The sequence below is a fragment of the Enterococcus plantarum genome, from assembly GCF_001730295.1.
In the GTDB taxonomy this organism is placed as follows: domain Bacteria; phylum Bacillota; class Bacilli; order Lactobacillales; family Enterococcaceae; genus Enterococcus_L; species Enterococcus_L plantarum.
The window spans coordinates 127,235-147,633 of sequence record NZ_MIKA01000048.1; the positions used below are offsets into that span (position 1 = coordinate 127,235).

A 20,399-nucleotide genomic window follows, 5' to 3' on the forward strand; every position below is an offset into this window, starting at 1 on the left:
TAAAGTAGTATTATGAATACTCCTTGCAAAATGCCGTCCATACTATCGGGCGGTGTTTTATTTTTGATGAAAAACTGCTAATAAGTTGTACTATTAGTAGGTATTATATGCGTGTCCACTGTGCAAGAGTAATTCAGTATTCCGTCTCTAACGAGGCGTTTTTTTGTGTAAATAAAAACCCTCACGATTGTGGGGGCTAATTTAAGTCGAGAAAACTATCTTAATTTACCTAGCGCTTTAATTATATCTGCGTTCTGGCTTTGGCTTTCTAAATTTTGACCTATTATTACAAAATTTTGCTCAATTAATATTTCTTGATACATTCTTGTCGCTTCTGGACCCTTAGCTTTCAAAGCGTCGTTATATTGCTTTATAAGTTCGTCAGACTTGGAGCGACCTACTCTATAACCGTAAATGGAATAGTCAGACGCCTTTACTTTGTCTTTTGCACCTTCAACGGTTTGCGATATTGCGGTAAAAGCTAAACCACCTAAAACAAAAGATATAAAACCTACTAATATAGTCTTTTTCATGTTACGAATCCCCCTTTGTGATACTTTTGATTATAAACTATCCTCGCACAACACTGCAATCCTATCCTCAATATCCATACTCAACACCAGTAACCTATACAACTCTGCAGCATCCATCAAACTATCAAACTCCCATCGAGCCGCACCATCATCGCTAACCAATCCTACTACATTACCATCTAATATAATTATCTGATTCATATAAAAACCTCCTTACGATAATATACGCAAGGAGGGGAGAAAATTATTTAGTTTTTCCAAACTTTTAATGAAGAAACCTTGTCGTTAAAACCTTCTAAAAAAGGAATATTAATAGGTCCTACGAACGTATAATTTCGGTCCTTATATTTATCGTCATCCCACATTTGAACTGTATATCCTTTAGGAACTCTTATAGATGAAATTCTGTCATTACCAAAAGATAAGTTCTTTTTCCGATAATTCCCAACATTTAAGATTTGTGATCTAGCCCCAAAACCATGATCTTCGTATACGATAGGGTTTGTAGCATCATTTTTTATTTGCTCAACAATGATAGAAGAAACTTTTCTGCTAAGTCCATATTCTGAAAGGTTAATAATTCCTCCGGAATCTATTGTGGTAGAGGATAAGACACTGTTAATCCAAGTTCTATTAAGATTGCCAGAACGATTTTCTACTGTTAGAGTTCTTCCTTTATAATTATCATTTTCAGTTACGATAGCTCTATACCCCGCAGGAACCCAAAGACCCGACAATCTGTCGTTCGGAAGATTGACTCCTCCAGAAGGATTTGGGATATATCCGGTGATTGTCAAACCATTCACGCGATGATGAACTGTACTTCTGCCTTCTGGATAGCGGTACAATTCCGTTTTGTTTACGTTGACTTGATCATAGAATTCAACTGTGGCTAAAGCTTCTTGAGAACCAAAACAGATTAAAACAATAAACCCGAAAACAATAAATAAATAATTAATTTTTTTCATAGAAATCCTCCTTTTTAACTATTCTTAATGTATGCTTTATTGTGTTATTTGTCAAATATAAACATTAGGAGTCAGATGACTATAAAAAATTCCCTACTATAAGAAAGTAGGGACTAAGCTATGCTTGCCATATGTTTTAAAACAAACTCACGAACAAAGGTATCAGGGTTTTTGACTGCAAATTTCTCTATCACGAATTGCTTACGATTATTATAGTGCCCAAAGGTAGCAAGTTCAAATTTTCCATCCTCAAGAAATAGAATGAGATTAGCCAGCTCCTTTCTGCCAACTAGGCAATTGATATCAGCGGAAGGGGTATGCAGTGTAAAACGCACTAGCATATCGGGAAACGACTTTATAACCCTAATTTTATCAACGATACCTACATAGCTACTCTTTTGCATAATATTCGCCCTCCTCGGCATTTAAGTAAAATATAAACTTTTCCAATCCAACATCATTGATTAGCCTCTGGCCACATCCCCATATATACATTTGGAACTCTTCGTAAGTTAGTTGTCCGGCTTCGTATTCATCGATTAAGTTTATCATTTCACTTCCATTCATCGTAATTCCACCGATCAAATATGTATTCTACGCGCCTTGTTTCCATTTTGAAATCAGTCCGTTTATAAACTTTTTTACTAGATAAAGCTAGATACTGATAGGGATCTGTATACTCTAAAACAATAAAGTGATCGATTTTTTCAAGCGGGAATGCAGCTAGATAGTCCTTCTTTTTGACAGGCGGGAATGACCAAAGATTATAAATGATACCCTCGATATTTATTCTCTTGGAGCTTACTTTGCGGAACGGGACCAGATGTAACGAGTAAAAATATTGCGCTGGTCGTATATGCTCTTTTAGATGCACAGTCTTTACATATCTCATTATCATCACCTTGGAAATATTATAAGAACTTTTGTTCCCTTTGTCTAGAATGAGATACTTAACCAGGTGTTACTATTTTTTGTGCCAAATTTTGTGCCAAATTATTATAAAACGCAGTCTATTTATATAGAGACAAACTCAATAAAAATAAGAAAGTTCTATCAGTCTCTAACTATATAATAGGTAGGGTTAGTTAGTCGGGAACGTAAAAAACACCTGTCAAACGTTGATTTGATAGGTGTTTTTTTGTTTTCACACTATTAGTATAGAAGTTGTTTCACTAGATACGGAAAAACTACCAAAAATTTAAAAATGTTTTTAAATGACTATTGTAATTTAACTAGTATATATTATATAATTATGATGTTACAAAGAAAGGATTGTGAGAAAATGAAAAAGGTTAGTTTAGTATTATTAGGTTTATCATTGTCGTTATCATTATTTGGGGGAGCATCAAATGTTAGGGCGGCAGAAGAAGAGATCACAGTAGCACCTTATGGAGATTTACAAACTGCAGAGATTTTGCCAAGCAATGATTCAGAAACAGCAGAATCATTTGCGCGAAGTGAACGTGCAGCACAATCAGCATCTGTGACTTACCGTACACGTGTACAAGATATCGGCTGGCAAGGATGGAAGAGCAATGCTCAAGTATCAGGAACATCAGGTAAGAAAAAACGTTTAGAAGCCATTCAATTGAAAGTTAAAAATTCACCTTATAGTGGAAATATTGAATACCGTACACACGTACAAGATATTGGTTGGCAAGCTTGGAAGAAAAATGGCCAATCATCAGGAACGTCTGGTCAGAAAAAACGTTTAGAAGCCATTCAAATCAAGCTAACAGGTCAATTGGGTCAAGTATATGATGTATTTTATCGTGTTCATGCCCAAGAGTTTGGCTGGATGGGTTGGGAAAAAGGCGGAGTCCCTTCAGGAACATCAAAATATTCTTATCGTTTAGAAGCAATTGAAGTGAAACTAGTTCCTAAGAAAAACTACGCAACAATCAACTACTCTGGAAAAATATCTTATAGAGATAATAAAACATTCGCTGGTGAGATCAACTATAAATCAGTAGGCGTACCAAAATCAATGTTGAGTAATTCTTTGAAATTATTCAAAAATGCTAAATCAATGAACGCTTATGCTGACAAAGAGTTGAAAGATGTTAATCGCAAAGCAATTGCTTATCAAACATATATAATCAGAAGAGGGCTTACAACTATCGGCTACACTGCTGAATTTTATTTCCCTTATTAATAATAAAAAAGCTGAAACCAATCATGTTAAAGATGTTGGTTTCAGCTTTTTTTTATGCTATGCCCAATCCCCACTACGGAAAATCGGAACTCGTGTGCCATCTTCTCTAATGCCGTCTATATCCATTTGATCTGATCCCACCATGAAATCAACATGAGTATGACTGCGGTTTAGACCTGCTGCTATTAATTCTTCCTCAGTCATTTCAGTTCCGCCTTGTAAGTTAAAAGCATAGGCGGAGCCAAACGCTAAATGATTTGAAGCATTTTCGTCAAATAGAGTATTGTAGAAAATAATACCTGATTGAGAAATAGGGGACGGGTCTGGAACCAACGCTACTTCGCCTAAATGACGTGCGCCTTCGTCTGTTTCAAGTAATTTCGCTAATACATCTTCTCCTTGTTCGGCAGAAAAATCAATGACTTTACCGTCTTTAAATGTAAATTTCATACCAGAGATAGTTGTTCCGGCATAACTTAATGGTTTAGTGCTAGAAACAACACCATCAACATGACGGCTGTCAGGAGCGGTGAAAACTTCTTCTGTTGGCATATTAGCCATAAATTTTTCACCACGAACGTTATCGCTGCCGGCACCTTCCCATAAATGATTTTTGGGCAAACCAATCACTAAGTCTGTACCTGGTGCTGTGTAGTGTAATGCTTTAAATTGTTCTTTATTTAACGCATCTGCTTTTGTAGCTAACTTGTTATCATGGGCTTGCCAAGCGGCAACAGGGTCGGCCTCGTAAACACGAGTTGTTTTAAATATCTGATCCCAGAGTGCATCGACTTGTTGCTCACTGTCTTTCAAGTCTGGGAAGACTTTAGCTGCCCATTCTTTACCTGCGGCGGCAACAACTGTCCAGCTGACTTTATTCGCTTGTGTAGCCTTTCTTAAATTAACTAACGCTTTGCCAGAAGCAGATTGGAAAGCAGCTACACGATCTGGATCTACTCCAGCTAAAGCATCAGGATTAGATGAGACAACGCTGATTCGGCTGGCTCCTTTGTTGACCCAGTCATTCGTTTGGTCTATTTTATGTTGAGGAATACTTTCCAAGTACTTTTCGTCTGCATGTAATAAAAATTCACGTTGAATGATATCGTCATTCCATTGAACAATTACTTCACCAGCCCCTAATTTATATGCTTCTTCTGTAATCAATCGAGCCAAAGGTGCTTGATCAACATTAATTTGTAAAACGATACTTTGTCCCTTTTGAACATTTACACCAGTTGCGACAATTAATCTCGCATATTTTTTTAATATCTCATTAAAATTTGGTAATGTCATAGAATAACCTCCTAGTTTTCATTCATGTAACCGTTCATATCATAACACGTAGAGTTCGTGAACTCAAACAAACGAGCAAGTCTAACAGCTTATTTAATTCTGAAAAAAAGCTCTTGAAAGTCCCGTCTAATCAAATTAATAAAATAATATAAATTGAAGTACTAGAATTTTGCAGATTAAACAAATCGTGTTACAATAACTGTAGTATTGATATGGAAGCGTTGTAAAGGATAGGTAGAGGGGATTGAAAGATTATGGCAAGAAAAAAAACAATTACTAAAGATCAGATTTTAAATGCTGCATACGAAGTAGTGGCCACTGAAGGCTTTTCGAAATTCACCGCACGAAACATTGCAACCAAAATGAAATGCTCAACACAACCTATTTATTTAGAATTTAAAAATATGGATGATTTAAAAGAAGAATTATTTGAAAAGATTCACGAATATTTAGCAAAAGAAGTATTTCCTGTCACTCATACAGATAATACTATTGTGGACTTAGCGTTAAATTACATTCACTTTGCTAAAAACGAAAGTAAATTATACCGCGCATTATATTTAGAAGAATATGGTGGTGGAAAAAGAATGCAAGAGTTTTCTTATAGCTATTTTTCCAATGCGGTCAAAAAAGACCCTGACTACGAAAAATTAAATGACTCAGAAATCAATTCTCTTCACATGGGAACTTGGATCGTTGCAACGGGAATTGCGGCATTAATGACTTCGGGAATCATTCGTCCAAGTGATCAACAAATTGAACAGTTGATGAAAGATGCAATCGAGCAGATTTTAGAGCGCGATGAACCGATTGATATCGATAGTTAAGAGCAATTAAACGAAAAGGCTGAAAGCAAACTCATTGACGTTGCTTTCAGCCTTTTCTTGTTTAATTATCGTTATTTCTAATAATTATTTTGCAGCTTCTGCTAATTTTTTAGCAAAAGCTTCAAGATTTTGAATATCTTCTTCTTCAGCAGCTAGATCGACTTTTACGCTATCTGCTCCTTTGGTTGCGCCAATTTTTGTGAAAACAGCGTCGAAGTCATCCACTGATTTACAGAACTCATCGTAAAAAGTGTCGCCTGATCCGCAAACACCGTAAGTTTTTCCAGCTAGATTGATTTCTTGTAGTTCTTCGTAGAAATCTACTATTTCGTCCGGTAATTCGCCATCACCATATGTATATGTCGCAACGACACATATATCCGCCTCTTCAAAATCTTCAGGATCAACTTGTGTACATTCATTGATTTCAACTTCAATATTTAAATTTTCAAGAGCTTCAGCAACGATATCTGCGATTTCTTCTGTATTTCCAGTCATGCTTGCATAAACGATTTTAGCTAAGGTCATTAGATTTCCTCCTTCAAATAATACCACTTTGATTATATCAGAAAAACGAAGGCTGTGTAAATTACAAAATGAAGTCTTAAAATGGATAAATTATCTACATTTCAACGTTTTTGATGGTTAGAAGATTAAAAAAGAATGAAATCTATTTTTAACAACTACTTTTCAGTGAAATTTTCATAAATTATGATAAAATACTCTTATATGAAGATTTTTTAGCTTCAAGAGCTAGCCGTTATGCTTTGCTTCGATCTTATCGATTCATAAGAGCTAACACTTTAAAAAATGAAGGTATCGGAAAAGATAAAAAATAATTTTGGTAAAGAGCATTGCATTTATTTTTTCTATTTTCTGTCAATGCTGGCCAAGCTCTTTCAGCTTTTATATTTTAGGAGGACGAAATTGAATGATTACACTAAAATCACCAAGAGAAATTGAAATGATGGATGAGTCTGGAGAATTATTGGCAGACGTTCATCGTCATTTACGCACGTTTATCAAACCAGGAGTTACGAGTTGGGACATTGAAGTGTTCGTTAGAAACTTTATTGAAAGTCATGGCGGCATTGCTGCTCAAATCGGTTTTGAAGACTATAAATATGCAACATGCTGTAGTATCAATGATGAAATTTGTCATGGCTTTCCTCGTAAAAAGCCATTAAAAGATGGCGATTTGATCAAAGTAGACATGTGCATTGATTTAAAAGGCGCTATGTCAGATTCCTGCTGGGCTTATGTAGTCGGCAAGTCAACACCAGAATTAGATCACTTAATGGAAGTAACAAGAAAAGCCTTGTATCTAGGGATCGAGCAAGCGCAAGTTGGCAATCGTATCGGTGATATCGGACATGCAATCCAAACGTATGTTGAAAGTGAACATTTATCTGTCGTAAGAGATTTCGTGGGTCACGGTATTGGTCCGACTATTCATGAAAGTCCAGTTATTCCTCATTATGGTGAAGCGGGTAAAGGATTACGTTTAAAAGAAGGAATGGTCATTACGATCGAGCCGATGGTCAACACTGGAACGTGGCGTATGAAAATGGATCCAAATGGCTGGACAGCATATACTTTAGATGGTGGAATCAGTTGCCAATTTGAACATACACTGGCTATTACGAAAGATGGACCAAAAATTTTAACTTCTCAAGGAGAAGAACTGACTTATTAATCAATTAGAGGAGAATGGTATGAAACTGGTAGACAAAGTAAAGAGGAATGAAAAATTAATGCGTTTCATTGAAACAACACAACATCGCATGATTGATTCAGAGATTGGAAATACGTCGGTCGTTGTGGCTTACTATTTACTTTTGTCCCTGTTTCCTCTATTGATTGCGGTAGGAAACCTCCTGCCGTACTTACATATTGATCCAAACGAAGTGCTACCCTATATCGCTGAAGCAATTCCAAAGGCTATATTTGAGGACTTAAAACCAGCAATCCAATCCTTGCTGACACAACGCTCAGGTGGCTTACTGTCGATTTCTGCTTTAGCCGCTTTATGGAGTGCGAGTCAAAGTATTAATGCACTGCAAACGGCAATGAATAAAGCGTTTGGTGTTGAACAACGCAAAAACTTTATCATTGTTCGTATCATGTCTTTACTTGTGATTCTCTTATTTATGATAGCGATCGTTGGTGTTGTTGGGGTATTGGGCTTAGGGAAAACGATTTTAGATTTACTGCAGCCAATAGTTCATTTTTCAACTGATTTTATTGATACCTTTCAAGCCTTGAAGTGGCCGATCACATCATTGGTCCTATTGGTTATTATGTGTTTGATTTATCGCGTTGTTCCTAATGCAAAATTGACATTTCGTTCGATCATACCAGGGGCTATTTTTGCAACGGCGGGCTGGATGTTATTGTCACAAGCGTTTGGTTTATATATCAAATACTTCAGTTCAAAAATCGCCAGTTATCAAATTATAGGAAGCTTTATTATCTTAATGTTGTGGCTGAATTTTGCAGCCACAATCATCATACTAGGTGGTATTATCAATGCAGTCGTTAAAGAGTACCTCTCGAATGAAAAAATTCAACACCGCTATGGTTTGATCAATCGACTAGTGGACAAAGCAAAAGAAAAATTAAAGAAGTAGACCGAACGTTTTCGATTCAAATAAACAAGTAGAATTTTTCGTTTTTCTACCCAGTGGAAACACCTGTTCCAACTTGTAAATGTAGAATGATTCGGTATAATATACGATGTACATTAAGAAAGTAGGTTCATCATGTCGATGTTTATTTATGAAATTGTTATCCGTCTATTTCTGACGTTTATCTTATCTTTGATCACGACGCCGATCGTTAAATTATTGGCGTTTAGAATAGGAGCATATGATGCTCCCGGTGAAAGAAGAGTGAATACTAAAAATATGCCAACAGCGGGTGGATTAGGTATTTATTTTGTTTTTTCATTTTCTTGTTTAGTCATGTTTCAGTCTATTATACCAATCAATTATATCTGGCCAATCATTTTGGGAGCTGGGATCGTTGTTGCAACGGGCTTGCTCGACGATATTTATGAATTATCCCCAAAGAAAAAAACACTAGGAATTATACTTGGTGCATTAGTTATCTATTTTGTGGCAGAGATTCGGATCGATGCCGTAACATTACCTTTCCTAGGTCACATAGATTTACGTTGGTTTAGTTTACCATTGACATTGTTTTGGATATTTGCAATTACGAATGCGGTTAATTTAATTGATGGGTTAGATGGACTGGCTTCGGGGGTTTCGATCATTAGCTTAGCAACAATTGGCGTCATCGGTTATTTTTTCCTTCATGCGAAAACAGTATATATCCCAATCGTGATTTTTATTTTAGTCGCGAGTATTGCTGGTTTTTTTCCGTACAATTTTTATCCAGCTAAGATATTTTTAGGTGACACTGGCGCTTTATTTTTGGGCTTTATGATCGCAGTCATGTCTTTGCAAGGATTGAAAAATGCGACGTTTATTACGGTGATCACACCTATGATAATTTTAGGTGTACCCATTACAGATACTGTTTACGCGATTATTCGTCGCTTAATGAATAAGCGACCGATTTCATCAGCAGACAAGATGCACTTGCACCATCGTTTACTTTCACTCGGGTTTACCCACAAAGGTGCGGTAATGACGATTTATGGGTTAGCACTGGTGTTCTCTTTTGTAGCGCTATTATTTAGTTATGCAAGTAATGTTGCATCCATTTTGTTGATTGTTTTTAGCGCAATTGGTTTAGAATTATTTATAGAAATGATTGGATTAGTTGGCGAAAATCATCAACCATTGATGTACATTTTACGCATGTTTGGAAATCGTGAATTTCGTCATCAGCAATTAGAAAAAAGACTAGGCAAACATTCTAAAAAAAAGTAATAGCTCCATGACAATAGTTGCTGGATTCATAAGCTGTGTTATAATTTCCTGATTGAGTAAAAAAGAGGGCGGGACAAAACAGTGACAGTTTTGCTCTGCTCTCCTACGAAGTTCGTTAAATAATGAAAAAACCTGTGGGATATGACGTTTTATACAGAATGAAAAACTGCTAATAATTGGGTAGTAAAGCTTTGGTAACAATAGTTCCTTGACTTTGGGTTACGACAGGCTAAGTTAGAAAACGACTGGTTTGATTAATTTGATTTTAAATGAGGTGCAAAAAATATGAATGATAGAATAACGATTTCCATTGTTACTCATAATAGCCGTCATATTTTTGATGTGCTTGATAATTTAAAAACTGAATTGGGCCTAGAGTCAAACTATGATATACATATTTTTGACAATGCTTCTGAGCAAAGCTATATAGAGAAACTTGAACAGTATGGTTCATTTATTCTGTTACATAGAGCTGAGGAAAATAATGGTTTTGGTTATGGACATAATCAGATTTTAAAAAAGGTTGCTACGCGTTATGCGGTCATTTTTAATCCAGATGTTTTGATTACAAAAAAAGCTTTGGACGAAATGATTCAGCGTATCAAAGCAGAGGAACAATTGGCTGCTGTTTGTCCTAAAGTCCTAAATTCAGATGGAACAACGCAGTATTTAGTCCGTCAAAAATTAGATGTCTTTGATTATATGCTACGATTTGTTCCATTTCAATCAGTCAAAAAGCTATTTGATAAGCGTTTAAGTTATTATGAATGTCGCGACTTACCTGATGATCGTACCTCCTATATAAAAATGGGTTCTGGTTGTTTTATGGTGATCGATATCGATAAATTTAAACAGGTCGGCGGTTTTGATGAGCGCTTTTTCATGTATTTTGAAGACAATGATCTTTGTTTGAGTTTTGGCAAAGCTGGATATAACATTTTATACACCCCTTTTGAAACCGTGATTCACTTGTATGAGAAGGGTGCGCATAAAAATAAAGATTTATTTAAGATATTTTTACACTCAATGATAAAATTTTTCAACAAATGGGGCTGGAGGTTTTTCTAGTGGAGAATAAGTTGGTCATTACGATGGTTTTATATCAAACTAAATTCTCAGAAACACCTAGCTATGACTATATAAAAAGAGTGATATCAGAAAAAAAATCAGTGTATTTATTTATTTACGATAATAGTCAAAACGAGCAAGTGGATACATTGTTCTCGTTTCAAAATGTTCGTTACGTTCACGATGGAACGAATCCAGGATTGGCTAAAGCATATAACGCAGGAAGGCACTGTCTTAATGAAGTGCAGGGCGACTTGTTGTTATTGCTAGATCAAGATACTTTGCTTGATGAGCATTACCTTGAACGTCTACTTAGTTTATCTCTAGATCCTGAGGTTGGAGCGTATGTTCCAATTGTCAGCTCTCATGGCAGACAAATTTCTCCGGTTTTTTCTGATAAATATATCGGAGGTCAATCTGAACTGCCAAAAGCCGGTACCTATTCAGAAAAAATTATGAGTATTAATTCTGGAACTGTACTTCCTGAGGCAACACTGGGTAGTATTGGTTCCTTTAACTTGGATTTTCCGTTGGACTTTTTAGATCATTGGCTTTTTTGGAAGATCCATCAATTAGATAAAAAAATCAGTGTGTTGAATAATCATCTAACGCATGATCTATCTGTGTTGGACTACCAAACAATCAACAGTAAACGTTATGAATCGATTATTAGAGGAGAAACGCTATTTTATAAGAAGTATGATCAAGAGCAATTTTACAACCACAGAAGACATTTGCTTTTAAGAACGGTCAAGCAATTTTTGCGGGTCAAGAATCGTAAAATTTGGCGACGAACATTTTTAGAATATCGATCGCTAATGAAAGGAAAATAAATGATTTCAGTTTGCATTGCCACTTACAATGGAGAAAAATATTTAGAAGAACAGCTCGATAGTATTTTACCTCAATTGGCTTCTCAAGATGAGCTGATTATATCTGATGATGGATCTAAAGATGCAACATTGGCTATTATCAAACGATATAGAGCACAAGATTCGCGGGTAAAATTTTTTAACGGACCAGGAAAAGGCGTGATTGCGAATTTTGAATTTGCTATCAATCAAAGTCAGGGCGAATTCATTTTTTTGGCAGATCAAGATGATGTTTGGCAGCCTGAAAAAGTTCAAATAACCTTAGAATTTTTTCACACGCATCCTAGAATAGATTTAGTAATCAGTGATTTGGTGATCGTGAACGAAAAGTTGGATGTAATCGAACCTTCTTATTTTGAGTACCGAAACGTTAAATTAGGCTTTCTTCATAATATTGTCAAAAATAAATATATCGGTGCAGGTATGGCATTTCGCAGTGAGTTAAAGACAAGAATATTGCCCATTCCTGCTAAGGTCCCGATGCATGACATGTGGATCGGTTTGATTGCAGCTTATGGAAATAAAAGTGCATTGATAGCACAACCGCTTACTTTATATCGTAGGCATAGCGATAATGCGAGTGAAATCAATACAAAAGCCAGCTTTTATCAGCAACTGAAATGGCGGTGTGCTATTAGTTACGTGCTCTTCAAAAGGATATTTTTAAATTCATAGTCAACTGCTATTTTACAGTTTTGTAAAATATTCTTAAAATGAATGACAATCATAGCTAATAATGCAATAATAACAGTTAGTAAATAACAATAAAATAAATTAGTATAAGGAGTTTTTTCATGAAAGGGATCATCTTAGCTGGAGGAAGTGGAACCAGATTATATCCATTAACGAAAGCCACATCAAAACAATTAATGCCTATCTATGACAAACCAATGATCTACTACCCAATGTCAACCTTGATGTTAGCAGGTATCAAAGAAATTCTGATTATCTCGACACCGGATGATACACCTCGCTTTGAAAGTTTGTTCGGCGACGGGAAAGACCTAGGGATTCATATTGAATATGCGGTTCAGGAAAGTCCTGATGGATTAGCACAAGCATTCATTATTGGTGAAGAATTCATTGGCGATGATAGTGTGTGTTTAGTTTTAGGTGATAATATTTATTATGGTGGTGGTTTATCGAATATGTTGCAGCGTGCAGCGTCAAAAGAAAACGGAGCCACTGTTTTCGGATACCATGTGAATGACCCAGAACGTTTTGGTGTAGTTGAATTTGATAATCAGATGACTGCTCTTTCAATTGAAGAAAAACCTGAGAAACCAAAATCAAATTACGCTGTTACTGGTTTGTATTTTTATGATAACGAAGTAATCGAAATCGCTAAAAATATCAAACCATCTGATCGTGGTGAATTAGAAATCACAGATGTAAATAAAGTATATTTAGAAAAAAATAAATTGTCTGTTGAAGTGATGGGACGTGGGTTTGCATGGTTAGACACAGGAACTCATGAATCCCTATTAGAAGCGTCAACTTTTATTGAAACAATCGAGAAACGCCAAAACTTAAAAGTAGCTTGTTTGGAAGAAATTGCTTATCGAATGGGATACATCACAAGAGAGCAATTGATTGAACTGGCACAACCATTGAAGAAGAATGGGTATGGACAATATTTACTAAGATTGGCAGAAACAGATTAGGAGCGATTAGAATGAACGTTATTGACACAAAATTGCAAGATGTAAAAATCATTGAGATGGACGTATTTGGCGATCACCGCGGCTTTTTTACTGAAAGCTATTCTAAAGAAAAATTTGCTGAAAAAGGATTAGATTTTGACTTTGTACAAGACAACCATTCTCTTTCAAGCGAAGCGGGCGTATTACGTGGCTTGCATTTTCAAAAAGGTGAAGCAGCTCAAACAAAACTAATTCGTGTTGTAACAGGTGCGGTTTTAGATGTGATCGTTGACATCCGCAAAGGTAGTCCAACATATGGACAATGGGAAGGATATATTTTATCTGAACATAACCATCGTCAATTATTGGTACCGAAGGGCTATGCCCATGGCTTTGTAACGTTGACTCCAAATGTTAACTTTATGTATAAGTGCGATAATTACTATAATGCACCTGCAGATGGTGGTATTGCCTTTGATGATCCAGATTTAGCGATTGATTGGCCGATAGATATTCAAAAAGCAATTACCTCTGAAAAAGATAAAAATCATCCAACCTTAAAAGAATTTGAATCAGAAAATCCTTTTGTTTACGGTGAAATCTAAAAAAATTTAGGAGAGATCTTGAAGATGAAAAACATCATTGTTACTGGTGGAGCTGGCTTCATTGGATCAAACTTTGTTCATTATGTCGTGAACAATCATCCAGAAGTCCATGTCACGGTATTAGATAAATTAACATATGCAGGAAATAAGAAAAACCTTGAAGGACTACCAACAGATCGTGTTGAATTAGTCGTTGGCGATATCGCGGATGCTGAATTAGTGGATCGCTTGGTTCAAAATACTGATGCAGTGGTTCATTATGCGGCAGAATCTCATAACGATAATTCCCTGAATGATCCGTTTCCATTTGTGCAAACAAATATTATTGGTACGTATACTTTGATTGAAGCTTGTCGAAAACATGATGTACGCTATCATCATGTTTCAACAGACGAAGTTTATGGTGATTTACCTTTACGTGAAGACTTGCCAGGACATGGTGAAGGGGAAGGGGAAAAATTCACAGCAGAAACACCTTATAACCCTTCAAGCCCATATTCATCAACAAAAGCAGGTTCAGACTTATTAGTAAAAGCGTGGGGACGTTCATTTGGCTTAAAAGCAACAATTTCGAACTGTTCAAATAATTACGGACCTTACCAACATATTGAAAAATTTATTCCACGTCAAATTACCAATGTCTTAAGCGGAATTACACCTAAATTATACGGTGCGGGTAAAAATGTTCGTGATTGGATTCATACAAATGATCATTCTTCAGCTGTTTGGACGATCCTAACAAAAGGAAAACTTGGTGAAACATACTTGATTGGCGCAGACGGAGAAGAAGATAATAAAGCTGTAATGGAATTAATTTTGGAATTAATGGGTGAACCAAAAGATGCATACGAACACGTAAATGATCGACCAGGTCATGATTTACGTTATGCAATCGATTCTTCAAAATTACGTGAAGAATTAGGCTGGACGCCAGAATTTACTAATTTCCGTGATGGTTTAGCTGATACAATCAAATGGTATACAGAAAATTCAAGTTGGTGGGAAGCAGACAAAGCTGCTGTGGAAGCCAATTATGCGAAAAACGGTCAATAAATCGTGACTGGATTATAGAATCCAGATAAACGGTGTATTCAGTAACTATTCTGCTACACTTCGATTACATCAGATTTTAACCGAGTATGATTACAATAATGAGTTGTTGAGCGTGGAACAAACCTAAAAATTGGTTTTGCTCCACGCTCTAAATACGAATGGATAGCGGATAGAAGCAAAAATAGGTTGATTTTATCCGTTTTCAGTCAAGATAAAATGAGCCCGTCATGCTTTTAAATTTACGAGGAGGAAACAAAAATGATACTTTTAACCGGTGGTAATGGGCAACTTGGTACGGAGTTGCGTCATTTATTGGACGAACAAGGAATGGAATACGTTTCCACAGATTCAAAAGAATTAGATATTACAGATGCAGAGAAAACAATGGCTTATATCACTAATTTGAAGCCTAAATTGATTTATCATTGTGCGGCGTATACAGCTGTGGACAAAGCGGAGGACGAAGGCAAAGAACTAGATGAGAAAATCAATGTAGAGGGTACACGCAACGTAGCCATTGCGGCTAAAGCAGTTGATGCAACCTTGGTTTATATCAGTACAGATTATGTATTTGATGGGACTAAAAAAGATGAAATGTACAAAACTGATGATCAGACAAATCCTCAAAACGAGTATGGTCGGACGAAATTACTAGGGGAACAAATTGTTCAGGATATCCTGGAAAAATATTACATCATCCGTACTTCGTGGGTGTTTGGTCAATATGGACATAATTTTGTCTTCACAATGCAAAAATTAGCGGAAACACGCAATCAATTGACTATTGTTGACGATCAATTCGGCCGTCCGACTTGGACTAGAACATTAGCTGAATTTATGGTTTTTGTTGTAAAAGAAGAAGCTCCTTATGGCGTGTATCATCTTTCAAATGATAATAGTTGCAACTGGTATGAATTTGCTAAAGAAATCTTAAAGAATACAGATGTAGAAGTTCTCCCAGTAGATTCAAGCCAATTTCCACAAAAAGCGACTAGACCAAAGTATTCAGTAATGGATCTTACTAAAACGAAGGCGTTAGGTTTTGAAATTCCGACTTGGGAAAAGGCATTAGAAAGTATGCTTGCCTCCCTTTCAAAATAATAAAAAGAATTTAAGGAATAGAAATGGTTAGGGCATTTCTATTCTTTAGGTATTTTTGTTACTAATTGAGGAGTAAATGAATGAAAAGGGTGGAGTAAGATGGCTGACATTTCTATGGATAAAAAGAAAAAGAATCTATATAAGTGGCTGATAATATTATTGAGTAGTGTGTTTGTTGTATTGCTAATTGAGATGTTTGTATTTAATTTCTCCTATTTTAGATATGGAAATGTTAGTGAAGATGTAACGAATGTAACGCTTGAGAATATAAAAAAAACAGGAGAAAATAGCTATAAGCTGATTGATAAAACTGTTCAAGGCAAAATAATTATTCCAAATACTGAAAGTAAGGCGACCAGGCTTTCCTTCATTACATCCGTTGCCGAAGGCCCAGAAGCGAAAATAAAAATAACTAGTCCAGAAACAAATTACGGTGAACGAAAGATTCAACATTCGCTAGAAGTAATTAAACTTACAGATCAAACGAAGCCGTTAACCCTATCCTTTATTGACGTCGGGGATAGAGAATTTCAAGTTTCAGAAATGAAGAAAACAAATCAGTTTCATTTTAATGTGATTCGCTTTTTTGTTTTGGTATCGTTCGTTATATTTGTTGTCTTGATTGCGAAGGGGACATTTAAAAATCGTTATGAGTATTTTGCTTTCTTAACGATCATTTTGTTTGGTTCATTGCTATCCATACTTATGCCAGTAGGACAAACAATGGATGAACGGGCTCATATTTTGAAGAGTATATCTGTAGCAGAGGGAAATTTATTCTTCGAAAATGGAGATAAACTGGAATTACCTGCAGGGTTTGAATCGATGTATAAGGAAGAACCTTACACTGCCTATGAAGAGTTCAGAGATATGTATAATAAAAATACAACCAAAGAAACCTCAGTAACAATAGAAGAGAAAAAAGAGACCTCTGCAGTAACCTACCCCTTTCTCTCCTATATATTTAGCGGAATCGGGATAAAAGTAGCGATGCTCTTTCAGCTACCCATGATTTTTTATGTGTGGTTTGCTAGAATCTTTAATGTAGTAGCATACGGATTGCTAGCGTTTTTTTCAATCAAAAAAATGCCTTATGGTAAGAGGGTAATGGCGTTTTTTGCAGTTCAACCTGTTATGTTGTATCTCGCAGCATCAGTTGGGGTAGATGCACTACTAGTGGGCGTGGTCATGTTAGGTTTTGCCCAGATCATGCGAATTCGTTATGAAAAGTCCCATATAAAATTGTCAGAATTTATCTTGATTGCCAGTTGTTTTAGTATGGCGATCATTATCAAAGTTGTATATGCACCTGTGTTAGTTTTATTTTTCTTATTAAGGCGAGAAAATTTTAAAAATAAAAAAGCCCAGTGGATTTTATATAGTACGCTATCTATAATATTATTTATTGTCGCTCTTTTAGTTTACAAGTATTCTGCTGACATGGGGATCAATCAATGGAGACTACCGAACGTTGATTCTGATAAACAAACGGTTGGAATTATAAAAAATCCAATCAGTTATCTTAAAATGCTAACTCTTTTCTTTTCATCAAACAGCATAAGTTACTTATCTGCAACATTTGGCTTAATGGGGTACGTACTCGTGATTAATCCGTTCGTTACTCTTCTAAATATATGTGTATGGGTGTTCTTATGTTTGTTCGATTATCAAGAAATTCAAAAAGAAAAAAATGTTTATTTTACTATAACAGAAAAAATGATTGTTGGTTTTTCTATTTTAAGTATGATTATTCTAAGTGCAACAGCACTTTACATGACATTCACACCAGTGGGAGCCGACAAAGTGGATGGATATCAGGCACGTTATCTAACCCCAATGGCATTTTTAGCCACGTACATGTTGACGTCAAGAAAGTTAGAATCTAAGTATAGCGAACAATCAATGGATAAAATAGCTTTTTTTAGCAGTTTATTGTTGCTTATCTTTGTTTTTATTCAAATTTTAATAAAATACTATTCTTAATAGTTACTAATTGGTAAAGGAGGAGTTACTTTGCGCGTTCTTTTAGTTATTCCTGCATATAATGAAGAATCAAATATATTAAATACAATTACGTCTATTGAATCATTTAAAAAAGAGAATAGTCATCACTATTCCTATACAATTGATTATGTCGTAATCAATGACGGTTCAACTGATAAAACACAAGCAATTATAGAAAAAAATGAAATTAATGCGGTTCATTTAGTGATGAATTTGGGGATCGGTGGAGCTGTTCAAACGGGATATAAGTATGCTGAAGAAAACGAGTATGATATTGCGGTTCAATTTGATGGGGATGGACAGCATGATATCAACAGTTTAGACTTAGTCGTACAACCGATAATCAAAAAAGAAGCTGATTTCGTAATTGGTTCAAGGTTTTTACCAAACCAAAAAGCAGATTTCCAAACAACCTTTATGCGTCGTATCGGGATTAGAATTCTTTCTTTTTTGATTTATCTATCGTCAGGGAAAAAAATATATGATGTAACTTCTGGGTATCGTGCTTGCAATAAGGAAATCATCAGCTATTTTTCTAAAAAGTATCCGACGAGTTATCCAGAACCCGAATCAACTGTACATCTGCTTAAAAAGAAATTCAAAATCAAGGAAGTTGCTGTTAATATGATGGAACGATCAGGTGGTCAATCATCGATTCGTTCGTTTACTTCGGTCAAATATATGTTTGAAGTAAGTATTGCAATCATTGTTTCAGGTTTTATGCGGGAGGGAGACTAATGAGCCCAATTTTAAGAATTGAAATGTTACTATTCTCGTTGCTCTTTTTTATTTATATTATTCGTTCGATTAATAAAAATATTTTTTTGCTAAAAAATGCGATTAGGTGGTTGTTTATATCGGCGGGTTTGGTGATTTTTGCTCTTTTTCCTAAATTACCAGAATGGTTTGCCAAATTGTTAGGATTTGAAACAACCTCTAATTTTTTAATCATCGCTGCAATCTTTGTTTTGCTGTTTATTGAAATCAAGAATTCTGCGTTGTTATCAAAACAGCAAAACCAACTAAAACTGTTAATTCAAGAACTTTCAATATTGAAAGATAAAAAGGAGAAAAAATAATGTTATTATTCTTAATATATGTTGTATTATCAACTTCAGGTTTGATTTTAGTGAAATTAGGTTCTCAGGCAAATTCAATTCAAATCACGAATGCTGTTTTTTCTTTTTCAATGTCTTTCACAACAATCATAGGCTTTTTATGTTACATGTTTAGTTTTGTTCTGTGGATGGTCATTATCAGCAAATCAGAAGTATCTTATATTGTTCCTATGGGCGTTGCCTTTACCAATATTGCTGTGTTAATAGGTTCTAAACTTATCCTGCAAGAACAAGTCTCCCTTGGGACCGTTATTGGGACATGTGTGATTATTTTAGGGATTGTTATTATTCAAATCGCCAAGTAAAAAGCCTTTAAAATGAACGTTTAGAGTTTAAATCTTAAGAAAATACTTACATAACTTGAAAAAAGTGCGCATATTCTTTAAACTAGTAATGTTATGCAGCTTATTTTTAGTAGAAATATAAAAGCGATGGGAATAGGAAAGGAAAAGAGTCAATGATACGAGAAACACTATCCATTTTTAAAAATATTTTTGAAAATAGAAAGCTATTAATACAGTTTTCGTTTAACGATTTTAAATCAAAATATGCAGGTTCTGCACTAGGGATCATCTGGGCATTTATTACGCCTTTAGTAACTGTGTTGACCTATTGGTTTGTTTTTTCGCAAATACGACCTCGGGGAGCTAATGAAGAGTTTCCGTTTATTGTCTATCTCGTTACAGGTTTGATTCCATGGTTCTTTTTCTCGGATTCATTGCTGTCTGCAACCAACGTGTTTAAGGAATACAGCTACCTTGTAAAAAAAGTAGTTTTTAACGTACAGATTCTACCAACATCAAAGATTTTATCTAGCTTATATACACACCTATTCTTTATTGTAATTGGTTTTGGGATTACGTCACTAAGTGGTATTTACCCAACGTTGCAAAGCTTACAGTTGATTTATTATCTATTTTGTCTCATTATCTTTTTGACAGGTGTAACATGGCTGACAGCTTCTACCCAACCGTTTTTACCAGATATTATGCAATTTATTAATGTAGCGATGCAAACAATTATGTGGACCTTGCCAATCTTATGGCAGCCATCTGGTTGGATTGAGCAAGTGCTAAAACTAAATCCGCTATATTATATTATCAAAGGCTATCGTGATTCCTTTACAGGTGGAGCTTGGTTCTGGGAACATTGGCAGTATGGCTTGTATTTCTGGGGCTTTACAATAGTTCTTTTATTAATTGGGTCTACAGTCTTTAGACGTTTGAAACCACATTTTTCAGATGTATTATAAACAGG

24 protein-coding genes are annotated in these 20,399 nt (G+C 35.4%); 17 read left to right on the plus strand and 7 right to left on the minus strand.

The annotated features are described in order from the left end of the window. Positions 1-215 precede the first annotated feature (215 nt). The 5 genes from BCR22_RS13460 to BCR22_RS15525 form a co-directional block, all read right to left on the minus strand. On the minus strand, positions 216-533 hold the full coding sequence (locus tag BCR22_RS13460) for a hypothetical protein (RefSeq protein WP_069655394.1): 318 nt from the start codon (positions 531-533) through the stop codon (positions 216-218). A gap of 30 nt (positions 534-563) precedes the next feature. Beyond that, a complete protein-coding gene (locus BCR22_RS15520) occupies positions 564-734 on the minus strand; it encodes a hypothetical protein (RefSeq protein WP_167351540.1) in 171 nt (56 codons plus the stop codon). A gap of 47 nt (positions 735-781) precedes the next feature. Further along, positions 782-1,501, minus strand: coding sequence for a hypothetical protein (locus BCR22_RS13465; protein ID WP_069655395.1), 720 nt, complete (start codon positions 1,499-1,501; stop codon positions 782-784). 113 nt (positions 1,502-1,614) lie between these two features. Beyond that, on the minus strand, positions 1,615-1,905 hold the full coding sequence (locus BCR22_RS13470; protein WP_069655396.1) for a hypothetical protein: 291 nt from the start codon (positions 1,903-1,905) through the stop codon (positions 1,615-1,617). Then, on the minus strand, positions 1,892-2,068 hold the full coding sequence (locus tag BCR22_RS15525) for a hypothetical protein (RefSeq protein WP_167351534.1): 177 nt from the start codon (positions 2,066-2,068) through the stop codon (positions 1,892-1,894). Before BCR22_RS15525 ends, BCR22_RS13470 begins: the two co-directional genes overlap by 14 nt. A 715-nt stretch (positions 2,069-2,783) precedes the next feature. On the opposite strand from BCR22_RS15525, the gene BCR22_RS13480 reads away from it, so the two are divergent. After that, positions 2,784-3,656, plus strand: coding sequence for an Ig domain-containing protein (locus BCR22_RS13480; protein WP_069655398.1), 873 nt, complete (start codon positions 2,784-2,786; stop codon positions 3,654-3,656). A gap of 57 nt (positions 3,657-3,713) precedes the next feature. Here BCR22_RS13480 and BCR22_RS13485 read toward each other — a convergent pair whose 3' ends face one another. Then, entirely contained in the window at positions 3,714-4,952 is a 1,239-nt protein-coding gene (locus BCR22_RS13485) for an aminopeptidase (RefSeq protein WP_069655399.1), read from the minus strand. A 254-nt stretch (positions 4,953-5,206) separates the two neighbouring features. Between BCR22_RS13485 and BCR22_RS13490 the strand changes: the two genes are divergently transcribed. Further along, a complete protein-coding gene (locus BCR22_RS13490) occupies positions 5,207-5,779 on the plus strand; it encodes a TetR/AcrR family transcriptional regulator (RefSeq protein WP_069655400.1) in 573 nt (190 codons plus the stop codon). A gap of 84 nt (positions 5,780-5,863) precedes the next feature. Here BCR22_RS13490 and BCR22_RS13495 read toward each other — a convergent pair whose 3' ends face one another. Next, positions 5,864-6,307 carry a flavodoxin gene (locus BCR22_RS13495; protein ID WP_069655401.1) on the minus strand — a complete coding sequence of 148 codons (444 nt, stop codon included), beginning with the start codon at positions 6,305-6,307 and terminating at the stop codon, positions 5,864-5,866. A gap of 403 nt (positions 6,308-6,710) precedes the next feature. Between BCR22_RS13495 and map the strand changes: the two genes are divergently transcribed. The 15 genes from map (at position 6,711) to BCR22_RS13570 (ending at position 20,394) form a co-directional block, all read left to right on the plus strand. Next, the gene (gene map / locus BCR22_RS13500; RefSeq protein WP_069655402.1) at positions 6,711-7,475 is read left to right on the plus strand and encodes a type I methionyl aminopeptidase; all 765 of its coding nucleotides are present in this window, start codon (positions 6,711-6,713) and stop codon (positions 7,473-7,475) included. Positions 7,476-7,494: 19 nt separating this feature from the next. Continuing rightward, positions 7,495-8,409, plus strand: coding sequence for a YihY/virulence factor BrkB family protein (locus BCR22_RS13505; protein ID WP_069655403.1), 915 nt, complete (start codon positions 7,495-7,497; stop codon positions 8,407-8,409). 132 nt (positions 8,410-8,541) lie between these two features. After that, a complete protein-coding gene (locus tag BCR22_RS13510) occupies positions 8,542-9,678 on the plus strand; it encodes a glycosyltransferase family 4 protein (protein WP_069655404.1) in 1,137 nt (378 codons plus the stop codon). 285 nt (positions 9,679-9,963) lie between these two features. Then, the gene (locus BCR22_RS13515) at positions 9,964-10,746 is read left to right on the plus strand and encodes a glycosyltransferase family 2 protein (protein ID WP_069655405.1); all 783 of its coding nucleotides are present in this window, start codon (positions 9,964-9,966) and stop codon (positions 10,744-10,746) included. Beyond that, positions 10,746-11,579 (plus strand): glycosyltransferase, encoded by an 834-nt coding sequence (locus tag BCR22_RS13520; protein ID WP_069655406.1) that lies wholly within the window; start codon positions 10,746-10,748, stop codon positions 11,577-11,579. Before BCR22_RS13515 ends, BCR22_RS13520 begins: the two co-directional genes overlap by 1 nt. Further along, the gene (locus BCR22_RS13525; protein ID WP_069655407.1) at positions 11,580-12,293 is read left to right on the plus strand and encodes a glycosyltransferase family 2 protein; all 714 of its coding nucleotides are present in this window, start codon (positions 11,580-11,582) and stop codon (positions 12,291-12,293) included. Positions 12,294-12,412: 119 nt separating this feature from the next. Continuing rightward, positions 12,413-13,282 (plus strand): glucose-1-phosphate thymidylyltransferase RfbA, encoded by an 870-nt coding sequence (gene rfbA / locus BCR22_RS13530; RefSeq protein ID WP_069655408.1) that lies wholly within the window; start codon positions 12,413-12,415, stop codon positions 13,280-13,282. Positions 13,283-13,293: 11 nt separating this feature from the next. Beyond that, positions 13,294-13,866: a dTDP-4-dehydrorhamnose 3,5-epimerase gene (rfbC, locus tag BCR22_RS13535; RefSeq protein WP_069655409.1), complete on the plus strand. Its 573-nt coding sequence runs from the start codon at positions 13,294-13,296 to the stop codon at positions 13,864-13,866. A 24-nt stretch (positions 13,867-13,890) separates the two neighbouring features. Then, positions 13,891-14,919: a dTDP-glucose 4,6-dehydratase gene (gene rfbB / locus BCR22_RS13540; RefSeq protein ID WP_069655410.1), complete on the plus strand. Its 1,029-nt coding sequence runs from the start codon at positions 13,891-13,893 to the stop codon at positions 14,917-14,919. 258 nt (positions 14,920-15,177) lie between these two features. Beyond that, complete coding sequence (rfbD, locus tag BCR22_RS13545) at positions 15,178-16,020, plus strand: dTDP-4-dehydrorhamnose reductase (protein ID WP_069655411.1); 843 nt, start codon at positions 15,178-15,180, stop codon at positions 16,018-16,020. A 99-nt stretch (positions 16,021-16,119) separates the two neighbouring features. After that, a complete protein-coding gene (locus BCR22_RS13550; protein ID WP_069655412.1) occupies positions 16,120-18,003 on the plus strand; it encodes a DUF2142 domain-containing protein in 1,884 nt (627 codons plus the stop codon). Positions 18,004-18,033: 30 nt separating this feature from the next. Beyond that, a complete protein-coding gene (locus BCR22_RS13555) occupies positions 18,034-18,762 on the plus strand; it encodes a glycosyltransferase family 2 protein (RefSeq protein WP_069655413.1) in 729 nt (242 codons plus the stop codon). Beyond that, complete coding sequence (locus BCR22_RS13560; RefSeq protein ID WP_069655414.1) at positions 18,762-19,103, plus strand: DUF2304 domain-containing protein; 342 nt, start codon at positions 18,762-18,764, stop codon at positions 19,101-19,103. Before BCR22_RS13555 ends, BCR22_RS13560 begins: the two co-directional genes overlap by 1 nt. After that, on the plus strand, positions 19,103-19,447 hold the full coding sequence (locus BCR22_RS13565) for a hypothetical protein (protein WP_069655415.1): 345 nt from the start codon (positions 19,103-19,105) through the stop codon (positions 19,445-19,447). Before BCR22_RS13560 ends, BCR22_RS13565 begins: the two co-directional genes overlap by 1 nt. Before the next feature lie 152 nt (positions 19,448-19,599). After that, positions 19,600-20,394, plus strand: coding sequence for an ABC transporter permease (locus BCR22_RS13570; RefSeq protein WP_069655416.1), 795 nt, complete (start codon positions 19,600-19,602; stop codon positions 20,392-20,394). Positions 20,395-20,399: the final 5 nt, after the last annotated feature.